Origin of the sequence: Crenobacter intestini (genome assembly GCF_004919095.1) — a bacterium.
GTDB classification, from domain to species: Bacteria; Pseudomonadota; Gammaproteobacteria; order Burkholderiales; family Chromobacteriaceae; genus Craterilacuibacter; species Craterilacuibacter intestini.
Genome location: NZ_STGJ01000015.1, coordinates 1 through 16,646, shown reverse-complemented (window position 1 = coordinate 16,646; position 16,646 = coordinate 1). Strand labels below are relative to the sequence as shown.

Annotated in this window: 15 protein-coding genes; 11 read left to right on the top strand and 4 right to left on the bottom strand. The window is 69.1% G+C overall.

What is annotated here, in order from left to right:
• The 4 genes from E5K04_RS12765 to E5K04_RS12750 all read right to left on the bottom strand — a co-directional run bounded on the left by E5K04_RS12765 (position 1) and on the right by E5K04_RS12750 (position 4,975).
• On the bottom strand, positions 1 to 1,311 hold the full coding sequence (locus E5K04_RS12765) for an MFS transporter (RefSeq protein ID WP_136554701.1): 1,311 nt from the start codon (positions 1,309 to 1,311) through the stop codon (positions 1 to 3).
• A 15-nt stretch (positions 1,312 to 1,326) separates the two neighbouring features.
• On the bottom strand, positions 1,327 to 2,934 hold the full coding sequence (locus tag E5K04_RS12760) for a methyl-accepting chemotaxis protein (protein ID WP_136554699.1): 1,608 nt from the start codon (positions 2,932 to 2,934) through the stop codon (positions 1,327 to 1,329).
• 274 nt (positions 2,935 to 3,208) lie between these two features.
• The gene (locus E5K04_RS12755) at positions 3,209 to 4,180 is read right to left on the bottom strand and encodes a flavin reductase family protein (RefSeq protein ID WP_136554698.1); all 972 of its coding nucleotides are present in this window, start codon (positions 4,178 to 4,180) and stop codon (positions 3,209 to 3,211) included.
• A 15-nt stretch (positions 4,181 to 4,195) separates the two neighbouring features.
• Positions 4,196 to 4,975: an enoyl-CoA hydratase-related protein gene (locus tag E5K04_RS12750; RefSeq protein ID WP_136554696.1), complete on the bottom strand. Its 780-nt coding sequence runs from the start codon at positions 4,973 to 4,975 to the stop codon at positions 4,196 to 4,198.
• A gap of 158 nt (positions 4,976 to 5,133) precedes the next feature.
• Here E5K04_RS12750 and E5K04_RS12745 point away from each other — a divergent pair, with 158 nt between their 5' ends.
• The 11 genes from E5K04_RS12745 to E5K04_RS12695 all read left to right on the top strand — a co-directional run bounded on the left by E5K04_RS12745 (position 5,134) and on the right by E5K04_RS12695 (position 16,547).
• Complete coding sequence (locus tag E5K04_RS12745; protein WP_136554694.1) at positions 5,134 to 5,892, top strand: SDR family oxidoreductase; 759 nt, start codon at positions 5,134 to 5,136, stop codon at positions 5,890 to 5,892.
• A gap of 16 nt (positions 5,893 to 5,908) precedes the next feature.
• Complete coding sequence (locus tag E5K04_RS12740; RefSeq protein WP_136554692.1) at positions 5,909 to 6,853, top strand: bifunctional MaoC family dehydratase N-terminal/OB-fold nucleic acid binding domain-containing protein; 945 nt, start codon at positions 5,909 to 5,911, stop codon at positions 6,851 to 6,853.
• Positions 6,853 to 7,914, top strand: coding sequence for an acyl-CoA dehydrogenase family protein (locus E5K04_RS12735; RefSeq protein WP_136554690.1), 1,062 nt, complete (start codon positions 6,853 to 6,855; stop codon positions 7,912 to 7,914). Before E5K04_RS12740 ends, E5K04_RS12735 begins: the two co-directional genes overlap by 1 nt.
• Positions 7,911 to 8,342: a MaoC family dehydratase gene (locus E5K04_RS12730; RefSeq protein WP_136554688.1), complete on the top strand. Its 432-nt coding sequence runs from the start codon at positions 7,911 to 7,913 to the stop codon at positions 8,340 to 8,342. Before E5K04_RS12735 ends, E5K04_RS12730 begins: the two co-directional genes overlap by 4 nt.
• Positions 8,339 to 9,514: a lipid-transfer protein gene (locus E5K04_RS12725; protein ID WP_136554686.1), complete on the top strand. Its 1,176-nt coding sequence runs from the start codon at positions 8,339 to 8,341 to the stop codon at positions 9,512 to 9,514. The genes E5K04_RS12730 and E5K04_RS12725 overlap by 4 nt, the downstream gene beginning before the upstream one ends.
• Before the next feature lie 10 nt (positions 9,515 to 9,524).
• Positions 9,525 to 10,697 carry an acyl-CoA dehydrogenase family protein gene (locus E5K04_RS12720; protein ID WP_136554684.1) on the top strand — a complete coding sequence of 391 codons (1,173 nt, stop codon included), beginning with the start codon at positions 9,525 to 9,527 and terminating at the stop codon, positions 10,695 to 10,697.
• Positions 10,694 to 12,514, top strand: a complete 1,821-nt coding sequence (locus E5K04_RS12715; protein ID WP_136554682.1) for a long-chain-acyl-CoA synthetase — start codon at positions 10,694 to 10,696, stop codon at positions 12,512 to 12,514. Before E5K04_RS12720 ends, E5K04_RS12715 begins: the two co-directional genes overlap by 4 nt.
• 18 nt (positions 12,515 to 12,532) lie before the next feature.
• Complete coding sequence (locus E5K04_RS12710; RefSeq protein ID WP_136554680.1) at positions 12,533 to 13,282, top strand: SDR family NAD(P)-dependent oxidoreductase; 750 nt, start codon at positions 12,533 to 12,535, stop codon at positions 13,280 to 13,282.
• A 42-nt stretch (positions 13,283 to 13,324) separates the two neighbouring features.
• Positions 13,325 to 14,344, top strand: a complete 1,020-nt coding sequence (locus E5K04_RS12705) for an MBL fold metallo-hydrolase (RefSeq protein WP_136554678.1) — start codon at positions 13,325 to 13,327, stop codon at positions 14,342 to 14,344.
• A gap of 42 nt (positions 14,345 to 14,386) precedes the next feature.
• The gene (locus tag E5K04_RS12700) at positions 14,387 to 14,890 is read left to right on the top strand and encodes a hypothetical protein (RefSeq protein WP_136554675.1); all 504 of its coding nucleotides are present in this window, start codon (positions 14,387 to 14,389) and stop codon (positions 14,888 to 14,890) included.
• 85 nt (positions 14,891 to 14,975) lie between these two features.
• Positions 14,976 to 16,547, top strand: coding sequence for a FadD3 family acyl-CoA ligase (locus E5K04_RS12695; protein WP_136554674.1), 1,572 nt, complete (start codon positions 14,976 to 14,978; stop codon positions 16,545 to 16,547).
• The last annotated feature ends 99 nt before the right edge of the window (positions 16,548 to 16,646 follow it).

Sequence of the window (16,646 nt, the reverse complement as noted above, 5' to 3'; positions counted from 1 at the left end):
TCAGCATCCTTGCAGGGAGGTTTGCAGGCTGGTGCGGGCGCGGCGGTAGCGCGGCAGCGCGAGCGCGAGGGTGCAGCAGGTGAGTGCGAGCAGGCTGACCGAGCTTGCCAGCGCGTAGCGCAGCGCCTCGGCGCCTTGCGTGGCGGCAAACGCGTCGGACAGCGAGCCGGCGATCAAGGGGCCGGCGCCGATGCCGCACAGCGTCATCACGCCGGCGAGCACGCTGGTCGCCTGGGCGACGCGGCCGGCCGGGAACAGGTGGCTGACCGCGCCGATGCACGGCACCGACCACCACACGCCGAAGAAGGCGAAGCCCAGGTACAGCACGAAGGCCTCGGGGATGGCCAGCGAACCCAGTTGAACCAGGGTGCCTGCCGGCCACAGGAAGTAGCCGAGCGCGAACGGCACGCTCGCCGCGGTGCCCAAGAGCGCGGTGCCGATCTGCCAGCCGGCGTCGCGGCGGACCAGGCGGTCGGTCGCCCAGCCGCAGGCGATGGTGCCGGCAAAACTCATCAGCCCCCCGCCAAGACCGGCGAGCAGGCCGGCCTCCTGCATGGTCAGGTCGTGCGAGCGGATCAGGAAGCTCGGGTTCCAGGTGCCGACCGCGTAGCCGCTGATCGCCGCCAGTGCGACGCTGGCGAGGATCCAGCGAAATCCGGCGGTGCGCACGATGGCCGAGAGCGACGCGCCCCAGCCTTCCTGCTGCGCCGCTGCCTGTACCTCGGGCTTGCGGTTGTTGACGGTCAGCCACATCAGCGCGCCGATCAGCACGCCGGGCGCGCCGACCAGGATGAAGGCCATGCGCCAGCCGTAATGGTGGGCGACCCAGCCGCCGGCGGCGAGGCCGACGATGGCGCCCAGGCTCGGCCCCATCATGAAGGCGGCCAGCGCGCGCGAGCGCTGGCGGGCCGGGTAGAGCTGCGAGATCAGCGCGACCGACGGCGCCATGCCGCCCGCTTCGGCAATGGCGACGCCGATGCGCGCGGCGAGCAGCGCGCCGAAGCTGCCGGCCAAGCCGCACAGCATGGTGATGCCGCTAAAGGCGATCGCGCTGCCGGCGATCACCGGCACCGGGCCGACCCGGTCGGCGAGGCGTCCGAGCGGCAGGCCGGCGAGCGAATAGAAGAGGCCGAACACCAGGCCGGAGAGCAGGCCGATTTCGGTATCCGACACGCCGAACTCGGCCTTTACCGGTTCGATCAGGATCGACATCAGCAGGCGGTCGACGTAGTTGCACACGTAGGCGAGCGCGGCGAGCGCGAGCGCCCAGTGGCTGCGCCAGGTCGGCGCGGCAGGCGTGTTTGCGTGCATGGTCCTGTCCCTTGCTCAGACCTTGAACTGGCCGACTTCACCGGCCAGTTCAAGCGAGGTTGATTTGAGGGTTTCGCTGGCGCGGGCGATATCGCCGGCCAGCGTGATGGTGTCGTCGATGTCTCGGCTCACCGCCGAGAGCTCGTCGCTGGTGACCAGCAGCGCGCTGCGGATCTCTTCGGCGCGTTGCCGGGTGACGGCGACCGCGCGGGTCGACTCGCCGAGTGCCTGGCTGCCATTGGCGACGCTGCCGGCGACGCGGGCGGACTCCTCGGCGATCTGCACGCTGTGCGAGAGCGTGCCCTGCACGACGGCATCCAACGCGCCGATTTCACCCTGGATGGCTTCGATGCTGCTGCGGCTGCGCCCCAGCGCGGCTTCGGTCTGTTGTGAAAGCTTGCGCACTTCGTCGGCGACCACCGCGAAACCGCGGCCCGCTTCGCCTGCGCGCGCCGCCTCGATCGCGGCGTTCAGCGCCAGCAGGTTGGTCTGGTCGGCGATGTCGCGGATGGTGGCGAGCACCGTGTCGATGCTGCCGACCTGCCGGCTGACCGAAGAGAGCTGCTGGCATAGCGCCTCGGTCTTGCCGTTGCTGTCCTTGACGTTGTCCGCCAGCGCGAACAACTGGGTGATGCTCTCGCCCAGCGAATGCTGGGCGCTGTCGATCGCGTCGTGGACCTGTTGCGCCTCCTCTGCGGCGGCCTCGGCTGCCACGCTGATCGACTGCGCCTCGGCGCTGACGCTGGATAGGCGTGCGCCGCTGCGCAACAGGGCGTCGCTGGCGTGGCTTGCGTCGGCGTGGAAGCGTTCGCTGCGGGAGAGCGCGTCGCGCGCCGCGTTGGCGGAGCTGGCGAGCGAGCCGCGCAGGGTGGCGGTCAGCGAGTTGATCGCGCGGCCGATCGCGCCGACCTCGTCCTGCCCCTCGTCCAGGGTGGCGAGCAGGTTGCGCTCGGCGGCCATCGCCTCGATCTGGCGCTGCATGCGCACCAGGCGCCGGCTCAGCCTCGCGCCCAGCAACCATGAAGTGATCAGCCCGACCACGATGATGGCGGCCGCCATCACGCCCGACTGTGCAAGGTTGGTGGCGATGGCCGCCTGGGCCGGCGCAAGCGGCGTGTGGACGCCGATCAGGTAGGTTTCACCCTGCAGCCCCTGCGCGCGCAGCAGCAGTTGGCGCTGGCCGTCGCGCTCGGATACGGCATGGCCTTGCGTCAGCGCGAGGTCCGCTTGTGCCGGGCCGCCGGGGTAGGGCGCAAGCGGGGAGACGTGCGTGCCGGCCGTGATTTGCGCGTCGCTGGCGTCGGCGATCAGGTAACGCCACTGGCCGTCCTGTTTGGCCAGCGCAAACAGCCGGCTGGCGCCGTTGTTCTTCGCGTAGTCGCCGAGCGTGGCGGCGAGGTCGAGGTACTCCGAACCGCGCGACTGGCCGGCGAGGAGCCGGTTGGCCGCCTGCGGCGGCACCATGCCGCCGTACGCGCGCGCCACGGCCTGCAGCCGGTTGTCGACTTCCTGCAGGGCGTCCTGGCGTTTTTGCCAGTGGCCGTACGCGAGCAGCGCGCCGACGGACAGTACGTTGACGACGATCAGCGCGAGCGTGATCCGTCCTTTCAGTCCTAGTCTCATCCCGGTTTCCCCTTACGGTCTTGTTGTTCGTGCTGCGGTGCTGAAGCTGTGCCGGCCTCACGTGCGGATCAGCACGGCAAAGCCCGGCCTGTGCCTGAAGCGAAGAAACCGACGCCAGACGTGCTGTCCTTGCTCCCTTGCGTGTGCCCCGAGGTGTCAGGGGCCGCCCGCCAAGGGGCCTTGCCGGGCGGATTCAGGGCGGCGTGCATTGAGAGCGAATAATGCCAGCTTTTGTCATGTCTAAATCGTTTCATTCAGTCAAACGCGATTGCGCTCAGGCCGCCCGACCGTCTTGCGGGTGCCACACCTTGACCGTGCCGTTGTCGGTCAGCGCGATCATCTGCTTGAGCAGGTTCTTCAGCACCCGCGCGTCCCACTGGCCGAGCTTCTCGACCAGGTCCGCCTCGCGCGCCTTGGCCACGGCCACCAGCCGCACCACCACCGCGCGGCCGCTGGCGGTCAGCGCATAGCCCGGCGCACCCTCGACCGTCTGCGCCTCGAGCAGGTGGCGCGCGGCCAGGCGGGTGAGCGGCGAGAATTGCGGCAGGAAACCGCTGTGCCGCATCAGCTCGTCCAGCGCGGCCTGGCTTTGCGTGCCGCGCTGCAGCAGCGTCGAGAGCGCGAAGAATTCGGGGTCGGTCAGCCCCTGTTCTTCCAGTTCGCCGCGCAGCGCGCCCAGGAACTGGTAGTGCGCGCGGCCGACCAGGTAGCCCAGGAAGTCTTCCGAGAAGCTGTGCGGCTCGTCGGCGGCCGGGCTCTCGCCGCCCTTGCGGGTGGCCAGCGCGTAGCGCCCGCCGTGGAATACCAGCGGCGCCTTGTCCTCGCGGTCGAACGCGACCACTTCGCCGACCAGGATCAGGTGGTCGCCGCCGTCGTACTCGAAGCTGGTGCGGCACTGGAAGCGCGCGGCGCAGCCGGTCAACAGCGGGCAGCCGTTGCTGCCGGTTTCTGTTTCAAGGCCGGCGAACTTGTCTTCGCCGCGGCGCGCGAAACGGTCGGACAAGCCTTCCTGTTCGGCGGACAGCACGTGCACGGTCCAATGGCCGCTGTGCGCGAACGCCCCGAGGCTGCGTGCGGTCTTGGCGATGCTCCACAGCACCAGCGGCGGGTCGAGCGACACCGAGTTGAAGCTGTTGGCGGTGACGCCGACCGGCTCGCCGTCGGCGTCGCAGGTGGTGACGATGGTGACGCCGGTGGTGAACGCGCCCAGCGCGTGGCGGAATTCCTGCGACTTGAAGTCGGTCATCTCTCTCTCCCTCTCTTAACGGCCGTTGAATACGGGCCGGCGCTTCTCGATGAACGCGTGCATGCCTTCCTTCTGGTCGAGCGAGGCGAACAGCGTCTGGTTGGCCTTGCGCTCGAGCGCAAGCGCGGTCTCCAGCGGCGCGTCCAGCCCCAGCAACACGCATTGCTTGATCTCTTCGGCGGCGAGCGGCGGCATCGCGGCGATGGTCGCGGCCATCGCCACCGCGTGCGCGATCACCTCGTCGTCGGGCACCACGTCGCTCACCAGGCCCATGCGCTGCGCCTCGAAGGCGCCGATCGGCGCGCCGGTGAGCAGCACCTTCATCGCGTTGCTCTTGCCGACCGCGCGGGCCAGCCTTTGCGTGCCGCCGATGCCGGGCATGATGCCGATGCGGATCTCCGGCTGCGAAAAGCGCGCGCCTTGCCCGGCGACCAGGATGTCGCAGTGCATGGCCAGCTCGCAGCCGCCGCCGTAGGCGTAGCCGCAGATGGCGGCGATCACCGGTTTGGGGCAGTGCTGGATCGGCGCCCACAGCCGTTCGGTGTGGCGCCTGAGGATGTCGACCGGCCCGCAGCCGGCCATGCCCTTGATGTCGCCGCCGGCGGCAAATACCCGCTCGCCGCCGGTGAGCACGATGGCGCGCACCGTGTCGTCGCACGAGAGGCGCGCAAAGGCGTCGGCGAGCGCGTGCTGCAACGCTAGGCTCAAGGCGTTGGTCGCCTCGGGCCGGTTCAGCGTGAGCTGGGCCACCGCCTCGGCCGGCCTTGTCTCGATCAGGATCTCTTTCCCGTCCACGGCGTCGCCTCCTTAGTTGTGCGTGCTAGTGCCGCAAGAAGTTGATGGGGCGATTCTCGCGCCGCCCCGCCTGCGCCCTCATCGTCTGAACAGACGACGATTTGCTTGCCGCGCGCCTTTAGATTGGCAAGCGTCAACCACTGCCCAGGAGGCCTGCCATGTCCGTAGCCATCGACTACAGCGGACGCGTCGTGCTGGTGACCGGCGGCGCGCGCGGCGTCGGCCGGGGGATCGTCCGCCGCTTTCTCGACGCCGGTGCCACCGTCGTCATCTGTGGGCGCAACGCGCCCGACGCGCTGCCCGAGCGCTGCCACTTCATCGCCTGCGACGTGCGCGACGCCGAGGCGGTCGGCGTGATGGTCGACGAGATCGGTGCGCGTTTCGGCCGCCTCGACGTGTTGGTCAACAACGCCGGCGGCAGCCCGAACGCCGACGCGGCCACCGCGTCGCCGCGCTTCTCCGAAAGCATCATCCGCCTGAACCTGCTCGCGCCCCTGCATGTCGCGCAGGCCGCCAACCGTCTGATGCAGCAGCAGCCGGACGGCGGCGTGCAGCTCTTCGTCGCCAGCGTCGGCGCGCATAGGCCAAGCCCGGGCACCGCCGCCTACGGCGCGGCCAAGGCAGGGGTGTTGAGCCTGGTGTCGTCGCTCGCCATCGAGTGGGCGCCGAAGGTGAGGGTGATGGCGGTGAGCCCGGGGCTCGTGAAGACCGAGCAATCGCACCTGCATTACGGCGACGACGCGGGGATTGCCAGCGTCGCCGCGACCATTCCGGCCAGGCGTCTGGCCGAACCCGAAGACATCGGCAACGCCTGCGTGTTTCTCGCCTCGCCCCTGGCGGCGTACGCGAGCGGCACGCATCTGTTGCTGCACGGTGGTGGCGAGGCGCCGGCCTTCCTGGCCGCGGCCAACGCATAAGTGAAGGAGGAAGACTGTGAGCGAACAGAATCTGTCGTGGCTGGATGAGGCGCGCGCGCTGATCGGCCACGAATACGGCAAGGTCTACGCGTGGGACGCGGTCAACCAGCCCATGGTCCGCCAGTGGTGCGAGGCGATGGGGGTGGACAACCCCCTGTACCTGGACGGGGTTAGCGGCAAGGCGCGTTTCGGCGCCAACGTCGCGCCGCCGACCATGCTGCAGGTGTGGGTGCTGGCCGGCCTGAAAGACCGTTTCCCCGAGGGTTCGGCGACCGACAACCCCTACGAGGTGTTGCAGATCATCGAGCGCAACGGTTACCCGTCGGTGGTCGCCGTCAACTCCGAGCAGCGTTACCTGCGCTACCTGAAAGAGGGCGAGAAGATCGCCTTCACCTCGCAGATCGAATCGGTCAGCGAACAGAAGACCACCGGGCTTGGCACCGGCTTCTTCGTCACCCAGTTGCTGAACTTCTACGACGAGGCGGACGCGCTGGTCGGCCAGATGCGCTTTCGCCTGTTCAAGTTCCGCGCGCCCGAGCGCGTCAAGCCGGCCGAGAAGCCGCGCCGCCCGCTGCCGGGCGTCAGCGACGATAACCGCTTCTTCTGGGACGGACTGAAAGAGCGGAAGCTGAAAATCCAGCGCTGCACCGCCTGCAACACGCTGCGTCACCCGCCAGGCCCGGCCTGTCCGGATTGCCACTCGCTCGCGTCCGACAGCGTCGAGGTGTCGGGCCGCGGCCGCATCTACTCCTACAGCGTGGTGCACCACCCGACGCTGCCTGGCGTGCCGCAACCGAACCCGGTCGGCCTGATCGAGCTGGCCGAGGGGGTGCGCGTCGTCGCCGGGTTGGTGGATGTCGACCCGGCCCATATCGAGATCGGCCGCGAAGTCGAGGTCGATTTCCTCGAGTGCGCGGACGAACTGGTGATTCCGGTGTTCCGCCCGGTGGGAGGCGCGTGATGGACTTCCAACTGAACGAAGAACAAAGGCAGATCGGCGAGCTCGCGCAAGGCCTGTTTGCCGACTACGGCCACGAGCACCGTGCAGCGGAACTTGCGCGCGCCGGCTGGGACGCCGCGCTTTGGGCGCAACTGCAAGACACCGGCCTCGCCGCCTTGCTGTTGCCGTCCGAGCTGGGCGGCGCCGAGCTGGGCGTGACCGAGCTTGCGCTGGTGCTGGAAGAACAGGGCAAACAGCTCGCCGCCGCGCCGCTGTGGCGCCACGCGCTGGCCGCTGCCGCCCTGTCACGTTTCGCGCCGGCTTTGCTTGACGCCGCCGGGCTTGCCGCGCCGATCGCGCTGTCGCTTGACACCGCGCTTACGGCGCGGCTCGACGGCAACCGCGTGCTGCTCTCGGGGCAGGCCGACGCGGTGGCGGTCACCGCCGACACGGGCCACGTGCTGCTGGCCGTTTGCCTTGAGGGTGAACCGAAGCTCGTGTTCGCGCCGCTGTCCGTTTTTGGGCAGGCACCCGGGCGCCTGTTCACCGGCGAGACGGTGGTCGAGCTAGCCGCCGACAACACCGCGCTGCCGGCCGCGCAACTGCTGCCGGCCGCCGCCCACGAATGGCTGGCGCCGAGGGCGATGCTGGCGATTGCCGCCCTGCAACTGGGCATCGCCGAGGGCGCGCAGGCGCTGACCGTCGCCCACCTGTCCGAGCGCGAGCAGTTCGGCCGCAAGCTGGGCAGCTTCCAGGCCGTCGCGCAGCGCATGGCCGACGGCTTCATCGCGATCGAAGCCCTGCGCTCGGTGCTCTGGCAGCTTGCGTGGCGGCTGGACGCCGGTGCGCCCATCGGCACCGCGCACCTGACCTGCAAATACTGGGCGTGCGAGGCGGGTAACCGCGTCGCGCACGCCGCCCAACACCTGCACGGCGGTACCGGCTCGGACACGAGCTACCCGGTGCACCGCTACTACCTCGCGGCCCGCGTCGCCGAGCTGGAGATGGGCGGCGTCGCCCGCCAGCTCGCCGACCTTGCCGCCTACATCCAACAAAACGAAAGCTGGAGGGCCGGGCAATGAGCGCTCAGGGCATTTCCTTCGACAATACCCAGGTCGGCGATGCGCTGCCGGCGCTGGACATTCCGGTCAGCGTCGAGCTGATCGTCTCCGGCGCGATCGCGACGCGCGACTTCTTTCCGGGTCACCACGACCCGGAGGCCGCGCGCAAGCTGGGCTCCAAGCATATCTTCATGAACATCCTGACCAGCAACGGCCTGGTCGAACGCTACGTCGGCGCGTGGGCCGGCCCGCAAGCGCTGATCGGCGAGGTGAAGATCCGCCTGGGTGCGCCCAACTACCCGGGCGACACCATGACCATGACCGGCGAGGTAAGCGCGAAGGACGAGGCCGCGCGCGCGCTGACGGTGCAGCTTCGCGGCAGCAACAGCATGGGCGATCACGTCAGCGGCCAGGTCACGCTGCTGTTTGCAGAGGGGGCGATGGCATGAACAAGCAACTGAACGGACAGGTCGCGATCGTCGGCCTGGGCGCGACCGAGTTTTCCAAGGATTCAGGCCGCAGCGAGATCCGGCTGGCGACCGAGGCGGTACTCGCCGCGCTTGCGGACGCCGGCATCGACCCCACCGAGGTCGACGGCCTCTCGACCTTCGCGGTCGACAACAACCCCGAGCGCGAGGTGTTCCGCCAGATCGGCGGCAAGGAGCTCAAGTTCTTCTCGCGCATCCCGGAAGGCGGCGGCGCCGCGTGCGGTCCCTTCCTGCACGCGATGATGGCGATCGCCACCGGGGTGGCCAATGTGGTGGTGGTCTACCGCGCGATGAACGAGCGCTCGTGGTACCGCTTCGGCGCGGGCATGCAGGGCAAGGCGCCGGACCCCTTCTTCGAGACGACCAACTTCGGCTGGTACATCCCGCACGGGCTGGTCAGCCCGGCCTCGTGGGTCGCGATGAGCGCGCGCCGCTACATGCATGAATACGGCGCGCTGAGCGAGGACTTCGGCCGCGTCGCGGTCGCCGCGCGCGACTTCGCCGCGACCAACCCGGCGGCGTTCTTCTACGGCAAGCCGATCACGCTGGAAGAACACCAGAGCTCGCGCTGGATCGCCGAGCCCCTGCATTTGCTCGACTGCTGCCAGGAGAGCGACGGCGCGGTGGCGATGGTGCTGGTCTCGCGTGAATACGCGAAGAAACTCAAGCAGACGCCGGTGTTCCTCAAGGCGGCGGCGCAGGGCACCGCGTACGACCAGCAGATGATGACGAGCTACTACCGCCCTAGCATCAGCGGCCTGCCCGAAGCAGGCCTGGTCGCCCGCCAGTTGTGGCAGATGTCGGGGCTGACGCCGAAGGACATCCAGACCGCGGTGATCTACGACCACTTCACGCCTTTCGTGCTGACCCAGCTCGAGGAGTACGGCTTTGCCGGGCGCGGCGAGGCGAAGTACTTCGTGCGCGAGGGACGGCATGCGCGGGGTGGCGACCTGCCGGTGAACACCCACGGCGGCCAGCTGGGCGAGGCGTATATCCACGGCGTGAATGGCGTGGCCGAGGCGGTGCGCCAGGTGCGCGGCAGCGCAGCCAACCAGGTGTCCGGCGTGCGCAACGTGCTGGTGACCGCCGGCACCGGCGTGCCGACCAGCGGCCTGATTGTCGGCGCGGATTGAGGAGGCGGCCATGCATGTAGAACTGACTACGGCGCAACAGGCGCTGAAAAAGGAACTGGCCGGGTATTTCGCGCGGCTGATGACGCCCGAGGCGCGCGCGCGCCTCGCCGAACCCGAGGAGATCGACCCGGTCTACCGCGAGTTGATCGCTGAGGTTGGGCGAGACGGCTACCTGGCGCTGGGCTGGCCGAAGGAATACGGCGGCGCCGGCATGGGGCCGATCGAACAGCTGATCTATTTCGAGGCGGTGGTGCAGTCGGGCGCGCCGTTCCCCTTCGTCACCGTCAACACGGTGGGGCCGGCGCTGATGGCGCACGGCAGCGCGGAGCACAAGGCACGCTTTCTGCCGGGCATCGCCCGCGGCGACATCCATTTCGCGATCGGCTACTCGGAGCCGGATGCCGGCACTGACCTCGCCGCACTGAAGACCAGCGCGGTGCGCGACGGCGACGACTTCATCGTCAACGGCAGTAAGATCTGGACCAGCCACGCGCAGTACGCCGATTACGTATGGCTGGCGGTACGCACCGACCCGGATGCGCCCAAGCACAAGGGCATCACCATCCTGATCGTCGACACCAAGAGCGCTGGCTACTCGTGCGCGCCGATCTTCACGCTCGGCCACCGCACCAACGCGACCTACTACGACAATGTACGGGTCCCCGCCAGCATGGTGGTCGGCGAGGTGAACGAAGGCTGGAAGCTGATCACCTCGCAGCTCAACCACGAGCGCATTGGTCTTGGCGCGCATTCGATGAAGATGATCGGCGTCTACCGCGAGGTGCTCGCTTGGGCGCAGACGCCAGGCGCGGCCGGTCGCCGTCCGGTGGACACCGACTGGGTCGCGACACGGCTGGCCGAGGCGTGGTGCGAACTGGAGGCGATGAAGGTGTTCAACTACCGGCTGGCGGCGGACCTGGCCGTAGGCCGGCTCGACCCGGCGCTCGCCTCGGCCGTCAAGGTGTACGGCACCGAGGCCGAGCTGACGGTGGCGAGGAAGCTTGCCGAGGTGGTGGGCATGGCGGGGCTGGTGCGCGCGGGCAGCGAAGCGGCAAGGCTCAACGGGCTGATCGAGGAGATCGTGCGCCATGTCACGATCACCACTTTCGGCGGTGGTACCAACGAGATCCAGCGCGAGATTGTCGCCCAGTTCGGGCTGGGCCTGCCGAGGGTCACCAGATGAGCGCGCAAAACCTGATCCCGCCGCGGGAAGTCACCCAGGCCAAGCTCGACGCGCGCGCCGCGGTGGCCAACACCGTGCGCCCGCACGACGCCTACACCATCGCCGACCGGCTGGAAGCGCAGGCGGTCGCGTTCGCCGAGCGGCCGTACCTGATTTACGGCGACGAGGTGCTGAGCTTTGCCGACGTCAACACGCTCGCCAACCGCTACGCGCACGCGCTTGCCACGCTGGGCGTGGGCGCGGGCGACGCGGTCGCGCTGGTGATGGAGAACCGCCCCGAGTTCTTCATCGCCTGGTTCGCGCTGAACAAGCTGGGCGCGGTGTGCGGCTTCATCAACACCAACCTGAGCGGCCAGCCGCTCGCCCACGCGCTCGCCGCGACCCGTGCCCGCGCGGTGATCTGCGGCGACGAGTGCCTGGCCAACTTCGAAGGCCTCGACACCGGCCACGTGCCGTTGTGGCGCGTCGCCGATGCGTCGCGCACGTCGCAGCCGCAGGCGCTGGCGCAGGCCGCGCTCGACCTGACGCGGCTTGCCCGCCAGAGCGAGACCGCCAACCCCGACCCGGCGCTGCGGGCGCAGGTGACGGCCGAGGCGCCAGCCGTCTTTATCTGCACCTCGGGCACCACCGGCCTGCCCAAGGCGGCCAATACCAGCCACATGCGCTGGCTGAACGTCGGCGACATCATGCAGGTGACGATCGGGGCCGAGCCGGACGACGTGTTCTACTGCTTCCTGCCGCTCTATCACGGCGCAGCGGCCACCTCGCTCGGTTCGACCGCGCTGCGCTGCGGCGGCGCGATCGTGATCCGCCGCAAGTTCTCGGTGCGCGAATTCTGGTCCGACGTGCGCCGTTACCGGGTGACGGTGTGCCAGTACATCGGCGAGATCTGCCGCTACCTCTTGAACCAGCCCGAGCGGGCGGACGACCGCGAGCACACGCTGACGCGGATGATGGGCGCGGGGCTGTCCGCCGACATCTGGCAGCGCTTTGTCGCGCGCTTCGGCGAGATCGACGTCTTCGAAGGCTGGGGGTCGACCGAGAGCAACTGCAACATCATCAACGTCGACAACCGCGTCGGCTCGTGCGGGCGCATCCCGTACTGGGACCGCACCAATGTGCGCATCATCGCCTACGACACCGACGCGGACGTGCCGCTGCGCGACGAGGACACCGGTTTTTGCCGCCAGGTCGGCCCCGGCGAGGCGGGCGAAGTGCTCGGCTACATCATCCAGAGCGACGAGACCGGCGGCGGCCGTTTCGAGGGTTACACCTCGGCCGAGGCCACCGAGCAGAAGATCCTGCGCGACGTGTTTTCGCCGGGCGACGCGTGGTGGCGCTCGGGCGACCTGCTGCGTTACGACGAGGACGGCTACTGCTGGTTCGTCGACCGCATCGGCGACACCTTCCGCTGGAAGAGCGAGAACGTGTCGACCACCGAGGTCGCCGAGGCGCTGTCGGGCTTCCCCGGCCTCGAGGCGCTGACCATCTACGGCGTGCAGGTGCCCGGCCACGAGGGGCGCTGCGGGATGGCGGCGGTGGTCATGCAGGAGGGCCACAGCTTCGACACCGACGCGTTCTACCGACTGAGCTGCGAGCGCCTGCCGCGCTACGCTGCGCCGCAGTTCGTGCGCGTGCGCCGCGAGGCCGACATCACCAGCACCTTCAAGCTGCGCAAGGTCGACCTGATGCGCGAGGGCTACGACCCGGCGCGTTTTGACGAACCACTGTACGTGCGCGACGAGGCGGCCGGCCGCTATGTGCCGTATTCGCCCGAGGCGCTAGCGCGGGCCGGCCTGCCGCCCTTTGCGTCCTGAAACGGGTAGGGAGACATCATGCTGTTTTCACTGGAAGGACGTGTCGCGCTGGTGACCGGAGCCGGGCGCGGCATGGGCTTGGGTGTCGCCCAGGCGCTGGCTGGGCAGGGTGCGGCGCTGGTCGTCAACGATATCGACGCCGGCCGCGCACGCGAGGCGGCCGATGAACTCGCCTCGCGCGGCCACCGCGCGGTCGGGCTTGCCTGCGACGTGACCGACCGCGCCGCGATCGAGCGCATGCTCTTGGCGGCCCGCGAAGCGCTGGGGCCGGTCGACATCCTGGTCAACAACGCGGGGCTGCCGGCGGGCTGGCAGGCGGACAACGTGAGGTTCGTCCAGAGCAAGCCCGAGAACTGGCAGCGCTACGTCGAGCTCAACCTCTACGGGGTGATGCAGATGACGCAGGCGGTGCTGCCCGGGATGATAGAGCGCGGCCACGGCCGGGTGGTGATCGTCAGCTCCGAGAGCTGGCGCATGGGTACCGACATGGGGCTCGCCGCGTACGCGGCGTCCAAGGCCGGCGCGATCGGCTTCATGCGCCAGCTCGCCGCCGAGACCGGCCGCCAGGGCGTGACCGTCAACGCGGTATCGCTCGGCACCATGAATAACTGGGAAGGCGCCGAGGCGCTCGCCGCACGCATCAACCCGGTGCCGCGTGCCGGCTCGCCGGCGGACATCGGCGCGGCCTGCGTCTACCTTGCCTCCGACGAGGCGTCGTGGGTGACCGGCCAGATCCTGCCGCTGAACGGCGGCTCGCTGATGGCGTAAGCGACGGGCAGCCCGGGCTGCCCGCTTTTGACTGGAGCACGCATGAGCGAGCGACCCCTGCATTACCCGTTTGCCGACGCGCCCGCGCCCGGCGAGACCGTCGAAGTCGCGCCGGGCGTGCGCTGGCTGCGCATGCCGATGCCGTTTCCGCCCGGCCATATCAACCTGTGGCTGCTGGAAGACAACGGCGGCTGGGCGATCGTCGACAGCGGCCTCGCCACCGACGACACGCGCGCGCTATGGGCGCGCCTGCTCGCCGACTACCGGCCCTCAAGGTTGATCTGTACCCACTTTCACCACGACCACGCCGGGCTCGCCGGGGAGCTGACCCGACAGCACGCGATCCCGTTCTGGATGTCGGCACCCGAGTGGGCGGAGCTGATGCGGCTGGATCGCCAACAGTCGGGCGACGACGCGGCCGCGCGCGCGTTCTTCCTGCGCCACGGCATGCCCGAGGCGACGCTCAGCGCCGCGATCGCCGCGTTCAGCGACGAAGGCTTTGCCGGCGCACCGCCCGACGATTACCAGGCGCTTACTGCCGGCGACACCCTGCACATCGGCGGGGCCAGCTGGCAGGTACTGGTCGGCGAAGGCCATTCGCCCGGCCATGTGCTGCTGTATTGCTTAGAGAAGGGCGTGCTGATCGCCGGCGACCAGTTGTTGCCGAAGATCACGCCCAGCGTCGGCCTGAACGCCGGCAACGCGGCAGGTGACCCGCTCGCTGGCTGGCTCGCGTCGATGCAGGCCTTGCAGGGCTTGCCCGCCGACACGCTGGTATTGCCCTCGCACCAGTTGCCCTTCGTCGGCGCCGGCGTGCGCGCGGCGCAGATCGCCGCCTACCACGAGGCGCAGCTCACGCGCCTGCTCGCGCTCGCGGCCGATACGCCCGGCTGCGCGCATGCGCTCGCCCGTGTGCTCTTTACGCGGCTCACCGGCGCGGTGTCCGAGCTGATGGCGGTGTCCGAGACGCTCGCGCACCTGCGCTACCTCGAGGCGCGCGGGCAATGCCGGCGCGAGGCCGGCGCGGACGGTGTCGAGCGCTGGCAGTCCCGCGCGCACTGAAAGCGCTACCCGCTTTTCACCCCTTTTACGAGAGCGACCACCATGCAAGCCACCCCTCCGACCCTCGGCCGCGCGCTGCTGATCAACTGCGCCATCGTGCTGGTTGTCAGCGCCTACCTGGGTTTCCTCTACCTGATGGGCGTCAAGGACAGCTGGATCACCTTCTTCTTCCTGTGGTACTTCGCGTCGATCCGCGGCGCCGAGCCGGACGCGTGGCTGCCGGCGGTGCTGGGCGCGCTCGCAGGCTACGCGTTCTCGTCGCTGCTGCTGGTGTTGCCCGCCGCCTTCGGCGCGCCGGTCGGCTTTGGCGTGTTCATCGCGCTGGTGTTTGTCGTCGTGCTTATGCAGGTGATGGGCCGGTTTACGTTGTTGATCAACCCGGCGACCTTCCTCTTCATGATGCTGGGCAGCATCCCGATGGTGCTCGGCAAGAACGACTTTGCCGCGCAATACGCGGCACTGGCCGTCGGCATCGCGTTCTGGTCGGCGCTGATCTTCGGCGCCCGCGCGCTGTTTGCACGCAAGGCCGCGCGCGCAAGCGCTTGAGCGGTTTGCGCTAGTCCTGGCGGACGATGAGGCAGCGCCCGCCAGAGCTGAAGATAGGGTCAGCCCTATCTGACTGGAGTCAACCATGCTGCCCTCGACCCCCACCATTCCCCGCATGCTCGCGGCCTCTGCCGCACGCTGGCCAGGACGCGACGCGATCGTCGACGCCGGCCAGCGCATCAGTTACGCCGAGCTCGAACGCCTCGCGCTGAAGGTCGCCGCCTCCCTGGTCCGCCTGGGCGTGAAGCCGGGCGAGCGGGTCGCCATCTGGGCCCCCAACGGCTGGCAGTGGGTGGCCGCCGCGCTGGGCATCCACTGCGCAGGCGCGGTGCTGGTGCCGGTCAACACCCGCATGAAGTCGCAGGAGGCGGCGTACATCCTGTCGCGCAGCCAGGCCCGGGTGCTGTTTTGCGTCGACCACTTCCTCGGCGTCGATTATCCGCAGCAGCTCGCCGGCCTGCGTCCGGAGTCGCTTCTCGAGGTGGTCAGCTTCGGGGCCGCGGACGCCGCCGCCGACGTGATGGGCTGGGACGAGTTGCTGTTCTGGGCGGACGACGAGGCCTTGGGCGAAGTGCAGCAGCGGATGCGCGCGCTATCGCCGGAGGACGCCTCCGACATCCTGTTTACCTCGGGGACCACCGGCTACCCGAAAGGCGTGATCACTGGACACGGCCAGAACCTGACCGGGATGGCGATCTGGGCCGAGGCGATCTCGCTGTCCCCGGACGACCGCTACCTGATCGTCAACCCCTTCTTCCACGCCTTCGGCTACAAGGCAGGCTGGCTCGCCGGGCTGATGGCCGGCGCGACGCTGTACCCGATGGCGGTGTTCGACACCGATCAGGCGCTCGCGCTGATCGAGCGCGAAAAAATCACCGTGCTGCCGGGCGCGCCGACCTTGTTTTACTCGCTGCTCGGCGCCGACGCGCTCGCCGCGACCGACATCTCGTCCTTGCGCGCGACCGTGACGGGCGCTGCGTCGGTGCCGCCCGCGCTGATCGAGCGCATGCGCAGCGAGCTGGGCTTCGAGGTGGTGCTCACCGGCTACGGGCTGACCGAATCGTCGGGTATCGCGACGCTGACCCTGCCGACCGACAGCGCCCAGACGGTCGCGACGCGCTGCGGCAGACCGCTGCCCGGGGTCGAAATCCGCATCGCGGGCGAGGCCGGCGCGCCGCTGCCCGCCGGCGAGGCGGGCGAGGTGTGGATCCGCGGCTTCAACGTGATGGCGGGCTACTTTGGCGACGCCGAGGCGACAAGGCAGACGATCGACGCGGACGGCTGGCTGCACACGGGGGACGTCGGCGTGCTCGACGAAGACGGGTATCTGGCGATCACCGACCGCCTGAAAGACATGTTCATCGTCGGCGGCTTCAACGTCTACCCGGCCGAGATCGAACGCATGCTCGCGCAGCACCCGCAGGTCGCGCAAGCGGCGGTGATCGGCGTGCCCGACGCGCGCATGGGCGAAGTCGGCAAGGTGTATGTGGTGCCGCGCGCGGGCTTCGCGCCGACCGGCGACGAGATCGTCGCCTGGTGCCGCAGCCGCATGGCCAACTACAAGGTGCCGCGCGAGGTCGAGTTCGTCGCCAACTTGCCGGTCAACGCGTCGGGCAAGGTGCTGAAAAACGTATTGCGCGAGCAGGCGGCCGCCTGATCGCAGGCTTTTTTACTCAAGGATGGACCATCATGCTCATTGCCATTGTCCGCGAACTTGCGGACACGCGGGTCGCGGCGACGCCGGAGACGGTCAAGA

What these genes read in the sequence shown, in the direction of transcription:
- E5K04_RS12710 (WP_136554680.1), top strand. Translation starts at nt 12,533, where the DNA reads ATGCTGTTTTCACTGGAAGGACGTGTCGCGCTGGTGACCGGAGCCGGG.
- E5K04_RS12765 (WP_136554701.1), bottom strand. Translation starts at nt 1,311, where the DNA reads ATGCACGCAAACACGCCTGCCGCGCCGACCTGGCGCAGCCACTGGGCG.
- E5K04_RS12720 (WP_136554684.1), top strand. Translation starts at nt 9,525, where the DNA reads ATGCATGTAGAACTGACTACGGCGCAACAGGCGCTGAAAAAGGAACTG.
- E5K04_RS12760 (WP_136554699.1), bottom strand. Translation starts at nt 2,934, where the DNA reads ATGAGACTAGGACTGAAAGGACGGATCACGCTCGCGCTGATCGTCGTC.
- E5K04_RS12730 (WP_136554688.1), top strand. Translation starts at nt 7,911, where the DNA reads ATGAGCGCTCAGGGCATTTCCTTCGACAATACCCAGGTCGGCGATGCG.
- E5K04_RS12755 (WP_136554698.1), bottom strand. Translation starts at nt 4,180, where the DNA reads ATGACCGACTTCAAGTCGCAGGAATTCCGCCACGCGCTGGGCGCGTTC.
- E5K04_RS12735 (WP_136554690.1), top strand. Translation starts at nt 6,853, where the DNA reads ATGGACTTCCAACTGAACGAAGAACAAAGGCAGATCGGCGAGCTCGCG.
- E5K04_RS12705 (WP_136554678.1), top strand. Translation starts at nt 13,325, where the DNA reads ATGAGCGAGCGACCCCTGCATTACCCGTTTGCCGACGCGCCCGCGCCC.
- E5K04_RS12725 (WP_136554686.1), top strand. Translation starts at nt 8,339, where the DNA reads ATGAACAAGCAACTGAACGGACAGGTCGCGATCGTCGGCCTGGGCGCG.
- E5K04_RS12695 (WP_136554674.1), top strand. Translation starts at nt 14,976, where the DNA reads ATGCTGCCCTCGACCCCCACCATTCCCCGCATGCTCGCGGCCTCTGCC.
- E5K04_RS12745 (WP_136554694.1), top strand. Translation starts at nt 5,134, where the DNA reads ATGTCCGTAGCCATCGACTACAGCGGACGCGTCGTGCTGGTGACCGGC.
- E5K04_RS12715 (WP_136554682.1), top strand. Translation starts at nt 10,694, where the DNA reads ATGAGCGCGCAAAACCTGATCCCGCCGCGGGAAGTCACCCAGGCCAAG.
- E5K04_RS12700 (WP_136554675.1), top strand. Translation starts at nt 14,387, where the DNA reads ATGCAAGCCACCCCTCCGACCCTCGGCCGCGCGCTGCTGATCAACTGC.